Here is an 11607-nt window from a genome sequence, read left to right as displayed (position 1 = left end):
AGTAAAGTTTTTGCCTAGATATTTCTCCCTGAAGAACACTCACTTTCAAAATCTGGATTTTTTTTAACTATTGTCCAATAGTAATGTTGAGTTGAGATACACTCAGGGGAAGCGATCGCTATGTTGTAGGATGCTTGAGTAAAGTTTTTGCCTAGATATTTCTCCCTGAAGAACCCTCACTTTGAGCATATGGATTTTTTTTAACTATTGTCCAATAGTAATGTTGAGTTTAGATACACTCAGGGGAAGCGATCGCTATGTTGTAGGATGCTTGAGTAAAGTTTTGGGCTAGATATTTCTCTCTTTTTTAACACAGAGCGATCGCTCTTGATATAGCGCTGTGCGCAGGCAACAGGCAACAGGCAACAGCTCCGGAAGGGGGAATAAATTGCTGATAATATAAGACTTTTAGCTATTTGGCCTCTCCTGCAATTTGTAAATATACCAGCGCTCATTGCTATATTTCATATCATGTCCGTTTAATTGGACTTGAAGAAGGAGACAGGAGACAGGAGACAGGAGACAGGAGGAAAATTACATGGGGATTCGCTCCCCCAAGTAATGCGTGAACACCCCCGTTGACGGTGGGGTATTAAACCCACAAAGAAAATGATAAAAAAATTCTTCAATCGTCATAACTACGCTCATCTTTGTAATTCTTTCTCCTCCTGACTCCTGACTTCCCCTCCTGGGAGGGGCGAGGGGTGGGTTGACTCCTGTCTCCTAAAGACTTAACCATTCTATAGCTGTTTAACCGGATTTGATATCAGTCTAGTAGGGTGCGTTAATGAAATGTAAAGCAGCATGATTATGATACCTGGTTAATTAAAAATGGTGCGTTACAACGGATTGTTAAATACCTTATGATAGCGAGTAATTAGGGCTTGCTGATTACAGCAGTTTTCTAGTTGATGAGGTACAAAGTTGTATTGCTCTAGGCAACAGGCAACAGCTCATCTGGCAACAGGGAATATAGGAATAAATAGTCTTATAGCTGTACCTCACGCTTCCTCAAAAGTGCTGTAATATCATGTCCGGTTGAACAGTTATAAATAAACGACTAAGGAGTCAGGAGACAGGAGACAGGAGACAGGAGGGTAGAAAGAACACAGAAGAAGGAGAAAGTTTTTTTATCACTAATTATCCGGACATGATATAAAACACAAATACGCTAACTGTCGTTAGGTTTCGTTAAGTTGGGCAGGTTTTGGGTGACGATTCTCACCCATCTTTCCATCCCCCCATCTAATATCATGTCCGGTTAAACAGTGATAAATAAATAACTGCGGAGTCCTCAGGAGTCAGGAGTCAACCCACCCCTCGCCCCTCCCCCTCCCAGGAGGGGAAGTCAGGAGAAAAGAGGGAAGGAAGAAGAACAACTGGAGTTGAAGGAGAAAGTTTTTTTATAACTAATTATCCGGACATGATATAAATCTAAAAGTATTTACAGATAAAGGTTTTCGCCTTTTTGGGGTCGAATTGCAGTGCCTGGTTTTCAGCTCTTCATGCTCAAAAAGGAGCGTATTTTAGGCGCATAGTTGGGCAGAAAAATCAAAGGACAATTCTTACTGCTACCTCCTCGTTCATTCCCTTTTCTCCCCTCCTGGGAGGGGGAGGGGGTGGGTTGTCTCCTGTCTCCTACCCTCACCCATAAGACTTTTGAGCGCAAACCCTAATTAATGCCGTCTAACACACCCTACTGGACTCTCAAGTCTCTACCGAATTCTGACTTCTACAGGACTTACGCAAAGGCACTATTTATAGAGTGTATTAACTATTGCACAATAATTTTAAACACTATATATGGCGTATCTGCGTAAGTCCTATTCTATTTCAACTCCTCTAATACCTCAGAAGTAATCGGATTTTCACCCTTTTTCAACGCCGAAATCCAACTTTGACGTTTTGCTTTTTCCTCCCCATCTTTCACCGAATCTACGAATACTTGAAAATCAGAAATCGCTCCCTGATAATCCCCTGTTAATACCCTCGCTAAACCGCGACTATCCAGAATTCCACCATCATTAGGACTTAATTTTACTGCTTTTTCACAGGCAAACATCACATCTTCAGCCTGATTATATAAGCTACCAAACCAACAGATTGAATTCCAATCCCAAGCACCTATTTCTAAGTCTGAATCTAATTTTTGTGCTTGCTCATAAAGACTAATTGCCTGTTCTATTTTTCCCTCTTTTACTAATTTTTTTCCCTGTTCTACTTTGCCAGGAGCAGCTAACTTTTTCGCCACAACTTCTGGGTCTGTTTCTATTATTTCTGTATCGGGGTCAAGGTCAATAATTTCTGGTGATAATTTTTGGGCTTGTTTGAAGATAGAAATTGCCTGCTCTATTTTGCCCTCTGTTGCCAGCCTTCTTCCGTGTTTTACTTTGCCAGGAGCAGCTAACTTTTTTACCACAACTTCTGGGTCTGTTTCTTTGGCTTTTGTATCAGGATCGAGGTCAATTTCTGGTTCCAATTCTTGGGCGCGTTTTAAAATAGAAACTGCTGTTTTTATACTTTCTTTTTCAGCTTTTTTTGCAATATTTTTAGCTTCAGCAATTACACTACGATGAACCGGAAGTTCCTCGCAAGTTCTCTCATATTTATCCAAGCTACTGTTCATATACCGCTGCCACTCCTCTGCTGTTAAATTCCGACTGAGACGGCGACAAGCTTCTGCAATTAAAGCTTTTGGCGTTGCCCAATGGAGGCGGGCGGTTTTGTCACTACTTGCAGTGGCAATGGTTTCACCGTCGGGGCTAAATGCTACTGCTGTTACCCAGGACTGGTGGTTGAGAGTAGCTAATTGTTTGCCAGTATCGGCATCCCAGAGGCGGGCGGTTTTGTCACTATTTGCAGTGGCAATGGTTTCACCGTCGGGGCTAAATGCTACTGCTGTTACCCAGGACTGGTGGTTGAGAGTAGCTAATTGTTTGCCAGTATCGGCATCCCAGAGGCGGGCGGTTTTGTCACTATTTGCAGTGGCAATGGTTTCACCGTCGGGGCTAAATGCTACTGCTGTTACCCAGGACTGGTGGTTGAGAGTATGCAGATGATCTGGTAGTTGACTTAGCCCCTTGCGGATAGCTCCATCGGCTGCATTTTGGGGTAGAAATGAAAACTGACTGCTTAAAAATTTCCTGACCACTTTCCGCCACCAAGAATCTCGCAATTGTTTCAATTCTTGGATTTTGTGCATTGACTGAACTCCCAACAAAACACTTGTGTCATAAAGGTTATAAGTTCTGACAATCTCTGCTTTTCCTGCTATCTGACGGGTCAAGGATACTTCAGTATTATGTTTAGCTATCTTTTGTTGTATCCAAGCATAAGCAGATACCCCACTCATTAAAACTAAAGAAACCAATAAAATTTGATTCCGCTTTTGAGCTAATTTCCTAGCTTTTTTTTCTTGTTCTAATTCCTTTTTTGTACGCTCCTCTTCTTGTTTTTGTAGATGACTTCTTAAAATTTGACTCTTCTCAATAAATTCATAAGCCACCCCATCCAATAAAGCCATTTCACCATATTTTTTCAGATATTCTTCTGCTTTAGTTAACTGACCTTCCCGTAATAACAAACCCTCTTTTTTACCATCTTTTTTCCACTCGGCAGCATCAGCTTCAATTTTCCTTTCTAATGGCAAAGTTTCTTGATATTCTTCTACCCATTCCCTCAAAGTTTCCCAACTTCTAATTAAATCCTCGTGAACAATATCTAATAATGTTCCCTCCTCCGACTTATCTTTAGTAATTAACCGATTATTATGGTCAGCAAACTTATCACTAACTGCCGACAAAAGCTCTAAACTATGTTGTTCATTAGGCAATTTTTCTAATATTACTCGTCTGCGAGTATCTGTTATTTTTCCATAACTTATTGGCTGTTCTCCAGGCTGAACTAATTCTAAAAATATTCTCTTAGCAACTGACTTTTCCTCTTTACTCAAACTCTCAAAAACTTCATTAGCTCGCTTAGTAAAAGTACCTTTAATTCCACCCAACTTTTTATAAGTTGCTAGAGTTAAATATTTACTTTTATCTTCTCCTTGAGTGGCAGATTTCCACAGTGCATCGAGAGTATATTGTAAGAGAGGTAAACTACCAGGATTACGCAGAAAATCTTCCGTAATTTGGGCAACTAATCTCGGCTCAACTCCCATTCCCACTAATTCCGCTGGTTTTTCTATTGCCTCTTCTATTTCATCTTTTTCCAAGGGTATTACTAATAGTTGATGCTGCTTAATTTGATTAGCTAACCCTGCATATTCAGAACATCGGTCGAGAAAATCTGCCCGCATTCCCAATACCACACAAAATTTATCGGATTGCTTTTCCAGCGCTTCCAAAAAAACATTAAAAAATTCCTGTCGTTCTTGTTCTTTTTGTTCTTGACCTTGACAGAGAGTAAAAGCTTCTTCAAACTGGTCAATTATCATTACTACCTTTTCGGCTTCAGCTACATCAATAAACTAAATTAATTTCTCAGTTAAATTCTCTGTTTTTTTGCCTTCTATATTATAGGGGTGAGGTTCAGTTTTAGATCCCCCCCCGCCCCCCTTTTTAAGGGGGGAGTCTTCAATTTCTCCTTTTGTAAGGGAGGAGCCGTCAAATTCCTCTGCTGTCGCCCTTTCTAAGGGAGGAGTCTTCAAAGTCCCCGTTTCTAAGGGGGAAGCCTTCAAAGTCCCCCTTTCTAAGGGGGATTTAGGGGGATCTTTCATAATTGCCTGTTGCAAACTTTCCAAAGGAGATGAACCAGGAGTAAATGGTTTAATATAAAACCATCTATCGCTCCCCGATATTTTTTGCCCCCGCTTCAATTGATATAACAAACCTGCCCGTAATAAAGAAGATTTTCCACTTCCCGAAGCTCCCAAAACTGCCACAAAATTATTAGTTCTGACTCGGTCAATTAATTCATCAGTTAATCGAGTTCTACCATGAAAAAATACTGCATCATTTTCCTGCTGCTGAAAATAAGATAAACCACGATAAGGAGCAATATTTTTCCAGCGATCATCTATCGGTTGATGAGGAGTATTAGTAGTAAGAATAATCGCATCCCCAGAATTATGAAACATGGGTGCTTGAGATGTCTGAGACATATTTTGTTTGATAAAATCTGCCAAAATATAATTAGTTACCCAACCATCAACATAATTTTCTGGGTTTAAACCTTCCAGTAATTTTGCCGTAAAAATACCATGTTCCTCACTCAATTTTTCCACACTTGTTTCAAAGGAACGAGAAGCAGTAATCAAACAACGACTTATTTGTTTTCCCTCAGTTCCAGGGTCAGCTTCTTGGTCAAAATTCAATAATTCTCCACTAAAACAACAGTCTAAGCAAACTATTTGTTTTTTAACCGGACTCTCTTGTAATATTTGTTTTAACCAATTTAAAGAAAGACCATAAATATTTCTCTTGAGTTGAACATCACTGGTAACCAAAAATCCTTCTCGAATACCTCCTTTTGTTGTTACATATCCATGTCCGGCAAAAAAGAGTAAAGCTACATCAGGAACTTCATTTTTTATAGGTGGATTAAATAAATTAATAATTGCTTGTTGGAGGTCATTAATCTTAACTATACCATCAGAAATAAATCTTTCTTTACCTTCCTCGTTATAGCCTTTTGGCAAACGTTGGACTCGAAATTCACCAGATTTTTCTAAAATATTGGCAATAGATTCAGCATCTTTAACAGGAGCTTTAAGGTTTAAATCTCCAGGTTCTGCTTTGATAAGAAACGGATAAAAATTAATTCCAACCACTAAGGATTCTCTAGACATAATGATTAATTATTAATTAAAATTTTAAATAAATTAAGATGGATAATTATTAGGATTTTCTATCAATAATCCCTCATTCAAAACAGCTAAATTTAGTTCATTGTCGGCTGAGACAAAAGTAATACCAGGTAAATTATAAGCTAAACAGAGCGAATTAATATTACAACCTGCTGCTAACTGAATCGCATCATAACCGTACGAAAAAAACTATTATTTGAACACTGCCGTTGATATCGGCATTAATCACTTTACCTGTTCCACTTCTAAACAAACCGCGTTTGACTCGTTTTCCCACATAATTCTCATGACGCCTGGGCAATTCTAAATCAAGTGCAGAAGTTTTACTGGTGTAACTTTCTTCTGTCTCCATAACTTTGATACCAGCAAGTTCACATTTATAAGTTATCTGTTGAATTAGCTTAGAGTGTGGTATTTGGGTAAAGTTTTGATTGTTTTTTTTACCGATGTTTGCACCTTGTTTCCAATTATCATTTTTTCCAATTACTACAGTACCAATATTGTTTGTGGTTAGATACTCAACCACTAAGAAACTGGTGTTATGTAGATAATTCTGCTTCATAAAACCGATATAAAACGTCATAAGCGAGACATTTTAATGTTTACTTCCTGCTTTCCTACGGAATGCTACGCAAACCACCGGAACTGTCGGCAGCACTCCGTCCACAGGCATTGACGGTCAAGCCGACCGCATCTCTCAAATTTATACTTGCATTCAGATCGCGATCTATAGATATTCCACAATCAGGACACTCATAAGTTCTAAGGTTTAGTGGCATATCCTGAACATAACCACAGTTAGAACAAGTCTTTGATGATGGAAAAAATCTATCAACAACTACTAGCTCAGAGCCGTACCACTGAGTTTTGTATTCAAGCTGTCGCCTGAATTCATAAAATCCTTGATCGGTAATTGATTTGGCTAACTTATGGTTGGCCAACATACCGCGAACATTCAAATCTTCTATGGCAACAACGCTGTGGTTTTTAGCTAGATATGTTGTCAATTTATGAAGCACGTCTTTACGGATATTAGCTACTTTTGTGTGTAGCTTGGCAATTTTAAGTTGCGCCGCCTTCCAGTTAGCTGAACCAATCTTTTTATTGCGGTTAAGGTATTGTAACTTAGAGAGCTTGCTTTCAAATTTCTTGTACGATTTAGCACCAGGAAAAACAATTCCCGTACTTAACGTTGCCAAGCTTTTTACACCTAAATCTACACCTACAACTTCAGTAGTTTTTGGAGTTGAAATTGAAGTAAATTCATAACTCAAACTTAAGTACCAATCACCTGCCTGTCTACTAATGGTGATTTTTTTAAATGCAGTTTTTCAAGACATTAAATCAAAATTAGAAAAAATTGATAATATTCCCGAAAATTTAATTCCCAGTCAAGATGAATTAGCAACAGTTATCCCGATAAAAATTGAACCACTTCAACGTCCTATTATCAAACTTGATGCTTCATATTTAAAAAGTAACGAAATTACAAATATGTCTATCCAGATTCTTTCATCACCACAGCCATCAAAAACAGCTAAAAAAATTAGTAAACTTGAGCATTTATTAAATTTTATTCGCCAAAATATGTCAGATAATAAATAAACCATAATTACAAAAATTTTCAGCTTTGTTGTAGCTTGGGTAAAGGGGGAATAATTCTATCAACTTACACAATTTAATAGCGGTATTCCCTAACTAAGCAATCATTTTTTTTTGACTATATTAAAACTATTAACTGATAACTTAAATGACCGATATTATTAATCCTACCATTGACTTATTTCTCTATGACCTGAGAAACAGTATCGGTGATGATGAAAAAGACATAGACCAAAAACGCCAATATTTTTATCAAAAATTCCATGAAACTGTTCGGGAAAAGTTAAAACAAAACGAGGAAGATAATAACAACAAGCAAAACCTAGAAGTAGAATATTTTCACCTTCTTAAATCTATTTATGCTCCTTTAGATTCTGATACTTCCCTAGAAAATGGTTATTACTATCCAGTAAGACTAGGAGACAGTTACGGACTATTATTAGAAGTTGCTGCACCCGACAAACAACTGCCCGAACATTTTGCCGAATTAAGAACAAAAGTTCAACAAAAATTAGGAGAAAATATAGCCACATTAGGTCAGACCTGGATGTTATCTGCCTACCTACCTAACTTCTCAGAAAAAACTTCAGAAGAAATAGCTAAAGAATGTTATCAAGCAGTTTTTCCTAATGTAGAAAAAATAGAATTTGATAGCAAAGGTGAATTTATTGGAGCAACAATTTTTGAATATTCTGACACTAGCTTAAAACAAGAAATAGTAAAAATAGGAGATCAAGAAATATTTACTGTTGTGCAAAATCAACATATTATTATTGCCATCTATCCAGACCAAGAAAGCTTCAATAAATTAGCCCAATTCTATACAGACTGGATGCGGTTATTTTATTATCACCATAAAATTATTTGGGCTTATGGTCAAAGTCGTATTTTAATAAATAAAATCAAAGATAAATTTAGTCAAATTCAGACAATAACTGAATCCATAGAAGAAAATATTACTCAAAAAAATTGGAAGATAAATAATTTACAAAAATTTAGTGATATCCTCAGTCAGGTGCAAGTTATCATCCACCAATACACCAGCAATTTCAATAATCTTAAATTTCAACAAGGCACAATAGAAATCAACTTAAACAATTACAATAAAAGATTAGAAACTCTCAAACAAAAAGCAAAAAAAAAAGTTACTTACAATCGAAATAATATCAACTTCTTAGAAGATTTGAGTAAATTAGTCAAGGAAAAATACATCTTACAAATAACAAAAAATTTAGAAACCTCTGAACTAGGATTGAGATTATTAGAAGATAATATTAATGCTATCCGCAGTCAAATAGAAATAGAAAAAGCCAAGAGCGATCGCGACTTTAAAGAATTAATTGCTGTAGTAGGTACAGGGGTAGCAGTTGCTGGTTTAACAGGAGATAATGCCACAACAGAATGTAAATCGATTTTCGGCGATAAATTTTTCCTTTGTCAAAATACATTGATATATAAACTAATATTAGTTTTGATTGCTAGTTTCTTAGCTTGGTTTTTCAGAAGATATATATTAAAGCGGCCTTGAAAAAGGGAGAAGGTGGTAGTGCGTAGTAATGCTACAAAGAGTGTGGGGAGTGTGAGAAGTGTGGGGAGAAATTAAAACATATATATTTTTACAATTACTATGCAGAACAACCCACAATTTTTTGTATTTCATATAAAAAAATAAATCAATTATCGCACTCTTATTCATCAATTCTTTTCCCCTACTTCCTACTCCTTCTTTTCTGTAGATTTCTAGATGTCAGAATAGTATGGAAAATTTATTGCTTCGACGATCTTTGGTTTAATTATGTCTACCTATTTAGGGATTGCTGATTAAATATAAAAGCATTTACAGATAAAGATTTTAGCCTTTAAATAGCGAAAAAAAACTGCAACTTTTTCAGCTTGAGCGACCAAAAAGTTAGGATAAAAGGCAGAATAATTGCAGAAAAATCAAGGAATAAAATATCCGACTAACTCCTCTAAATTCCCCATTCCTCCTGACTTCCCCTCCTGGGAGGGGGAGGGGCGAGGGGTGGGTTGACTCCTGACTCATACCAAAAAACTTATTCAGCAAACCCTATTTATTCTCTTATTCTTTACTTTTTCTCAGCAAATACTCATTTAAAAGTGTTTTAAATAAAAATATATAACTAGATAAATTTTCACAATATATAAATCATACTTTGTGAAAATTTCCTTAATGTGTATCATCTTCAGCTTGATTATTTGGTAGATATAATGAATTGGGAAAATTTTGAACAAGATTTATCTATGACCGATACAACCACAAATGAAAAATTGACTGCTAACTATAATATTGAAAATGCAGTTTTAACGCGTTATCAAGCAGGCGCTCAACAAGTACAACCAGATCTATGTTGTCCGACTGAATATGAGGAAAATTATCTAGATATTTTACCTCAAGAAATTATTCAAAAAGATTATGGTTGTGGTGACCCTACTCTTTATATTTCTCCTGGAGAAACAGTTGTAGATTTAGGTTCGGGTGCTGGAAAAAATTGCTATATTATTGCTCAAAAGGTTGGTGCTGAAGGACAAGTAATAGGAGTAGATTTTAATGATGATATGTTAGGATTAGCTCGAAAATATCAAAATGAAATAGCTACTAAAGTTGGGTATCATAATACGAAATTTGTCAAAGGAAAAATTCAGGATTTAGCCCTTGACTTAGACATAGTTGAACAGTGGCTAATGGCAAATCCAATTACTTCTATTGATGCTCTAGCAGCTTTTGAATCAGAATGTAATGCTCTCCGCAAAGAACAACCTTTAATTCCAGATAATAGTGTTGATGTAGTAATTTCTAATTGTGTGTTGAATTTAGTTCGCCCCCAAGATAAAGAAAAACTATTTAGTGAAATTTATAGAGTTTTAAAGCGAGGTGGTAGAGCAATTATTTCTGATATTGTCTGCGATGAAGACCCCACTCCAGACATTATTAATGACCCGGAATTATGGAGTGGTTGTATTGCTGGAGCATTTCGAGAAGATGTTTTTCTAAAAATGTTTGAAGAGGCTGGTTTTTATGGAGTTGAAATTCTCAAACGTCAAGAAAAACCATGGCAAGTAATAGATGGAATTGAATTTAATTCTGTGACAGTTCGTGCTTTTAAAGGAAAAGAAGGAGAATGTTTAGAAAGGAATCAGGCTGTAATTTACAAAGGTCCTTGGAAACAGGTGGTTGATGATGATGGTCATACTTTGTACAGAGGTCAAAGAATGGCTGTTTGTGATAAAACTTTCAAAATTTATACAGACCAAAATGGTCCTTATTATCAGGATTTTTTGCCTGTTGAACCTTATACAGATATTCCATTAAATTTAGCAAAACAATTTAATTGCCGACGTTCTAAAAATAGGCATCCGAAGGAAACTAAAGGTTTAGATTATCGAATTACAAGTGTTAATGATAATACGGATTGTTGTAGTCCTTCAGATTGTGGTTGAATTAAATCAAAAATAGTCTTAAATTACAGACTGGGATAATTCTAATATTATGTCTGGTTTAATACTTATAAATCATTGAGTTCCAGAGCAGGGATAGATTTGCCGTTGAAGTGAGAAGATTATTTTTTTCATCACTAATTAAAGGGATATTCTATTACAGCGCTTTTCAAATTGATGAACCACATCTTCACAAACAAAACTTTGTAGGGACGTTCCATGGAAAGTTCCTACTGTGGTCTACCCAAATGAAAACCGCTGTAATGATCTGACTTTAAATACAGTAGAAACGAGAGACTAATTTCTACTGTATTTTTTTGTATAACAGAAGGAAGAAGCAAAAATCTGGCGTTGTCTGAGTTTTCAGCTTTTAGGGGAAGTGGTAGATATGTAGCGGTCGTAAAAATTATTCAATTTTAAAATACTTAATTTTTGATTTTTTTTGAATTTTTATAGTTTAGGTATACGACCGAGTAAAAGAAATATTTATGGCGAGCGATCGCTCTCTAAAAATCATTGTTTAATTTGGCAGAATTGAGGTTCTCATAATATAGAGTCGATCGATATAGATGCCAAATTAGTTCTATATAGCGCTGTGCGCAGGGAACAGGCAACACTTAACAGGGAACAGGGGGAATAAATTGCCGTTTGCGCAAGCATTCCGTAGGAATCATATAAGACTTCTAGCTCTTTTGCCCCTACTACAATTTGTAAATATACCAGCGCTCATTGCTATA

Annotated in this window: 9 protein-coding genes; 3 read left to right on the top strand and 6 right to left on the bottom strand. The window is 36.3% G+C overall.

Annotated elements, in window-relative coordinates:
* Positions 1-1495 precede the first annotated feature (1495 nt).
* The 5 genes from F6K18_RS35080 to F6K18_RS35060 form a co-directional block, all read right to left on the bottom strand.
* The gene (locus F6K18_RS35080) at positions 1496-1669 is read right to left on the bottom strand and encodes a hypothetical protein (RefSeq protein WP_287527857.1); all 174 of its coding nucleotides are present in this window, start codon (positions 1667-1669) and stop codon (positions 1496-1498) included.
* A 159-nt stretch (positions 1670-1828) separates the two neighbouring features.
* Entirely contained in the window at positions 1829-4441 is a 2613-nt protein-coding gene (locus tag F6K18_RS35075; RefSeq protein ID WP_287527856.1) for a WD40 repeat domain-containing protein, read from the bottom strand.
* 33 nt (positions 4442-4474) lie between these two features.
* Positions 4475-5794 (bottom strand): caspase family protein, encoded by a 1320-nt coding sequence (locus F6K18_RS35070; protein ID WP_287527854.1) that lies wholly within the window; start codon positions 5792-5794, stop codon positions 4475-4477.
* A 187-nt stretch (positions 5795-5981) separates the two neighbouring features.
* Entirely contained in the window at positions 5982-6395 is a 414-nt protein-coding gene (locus F6K18_RS35065) for a transposase (protein WP_287527852.1), read from the bottom strand.
* Between the two features lie 34 nt (positions 6396-6429).
* Positions 6430-7086, bottom strand: coding sequence for an RNA-guided endonuclease TnpB family protein (locus F6K18_RS35060; protein ID WP_287527850.1), 657 nt, complete (start codon positions 7084-7086; stop codon positions 6430-6432).
* Between the two features lie 31 nt (positions 7087-7117).
* Here F6K18_RS35060 and F6K18_RS35055 point away from each other — a divergent pair, with 31 nt between their 5' ends.
* Positions 7118-7417: a hypothetical protein gene (locus F6K18_RS35055; RefSeq protein WP_287527848.1), complete on the top strand. Its 300-nt coding sequence runs from the start codon at positions 7118-7120 to the stop codon at positions 7415-7417.
* A gap of 145 nt (positions 7418-7562) precedes the next feature.
* Positions 7563-8942: a hypothetical protein gene (locus F6K18_RS35050; RefSeq protein WP_287527847.1), complete on the top strand. Its 1380-nt coding sequence runs from the start codon at positions 7563-7565 to the stop codon at positions 8940-8942.
* Between the two features lie 381 nt (positions 8943-9323).
* Here the strand turns inward: F6K18_RS35050 and F6K18_RS35045 are convergent, their stop codons facing one another.
* On the bottom strand, positions 9324-9479 hold the full coding sequence (locus F6K18_RS35045) for a hypothetical protein (RefSeq protein WP_287527845.1): 156 nt from the start codon (positions 9477-9479) through the stop codon (positions 9324-9326).
* Between the two features lie 197 nt (positions 9480-9676).
* Between F6K18_RS35045 and F6K18_RS35040 the strand changes: the two genes are divergently transcribed.
* On the top strand, positions 9677-10873 hold the full coding sequence (locus F6K18_RS35040; protein WP_287527858.1) for a methyltransferase domain-containing protein: 1197 nt from the start codon (positions 9677-9679) through the stop codon (positions 10871-10873).
* Positions 10874-11607: the final 734 nt, after the last annotated feature.

The organism is Okeania sp. SIO2C2 (genome assembly GCF_010692625.1).
GTDB classification, from domain to species: Bacteria; Cyanobacteriota; Cyanobacteriia; order Cyanobacteriales; family Microcoleaceae; genus Okeania; species Okeania hirsuta.
Note: the sequence above shows the minus strand (reverse complement) of the source record. Positions and strands in the feature narration are given on the sequence as shown.

Bases quoted from the DNA above. Each gene is read 5' to 3' on its own strand.
- F6K18_RS35075 (WP_287527856.1), bottom strand. From the start codon at position 4,441: ATGATAATTGACCAGTTTGAAGAAGCTTTTACTCTCTGTCAAGGTCAA.
- F6K18_RS35070 (WP_287527854.1), bottom strand. From the start codon at position 5,794: ATGTCTAGAGAATCCTTAGTGGTTGGAATTAATTTTTATCCGTTTCTT.
- F6K18_RS35065 (WP_287527852.1), bottom strand. From the start codon at position 6,395: ATGACGTTTTATATCGGTTTTATGAAGCAGAATTATCTACATAACACC.
- F6K18_RS35055 (WP_287527848.1), top strand. From the start codon at position 7,118: ATGGTGATTTTTTTAAATGCAGTTTTTCAAGACATTAAATCAAAATTA.
- F6K18_RS35050 (WP_287527847.1), top strand. From the start codon at position 7,563: ATGACCGATATTATTAATCCTACCATTGACTTATTTCTCTATGACCTG.
- F6K18_RS35040 (WP_287527858.1), top strand. From the start codon at position 9,677: ATGACCGATACAACCACAAATGAAAAATTGACTGCTAACTATAATATT.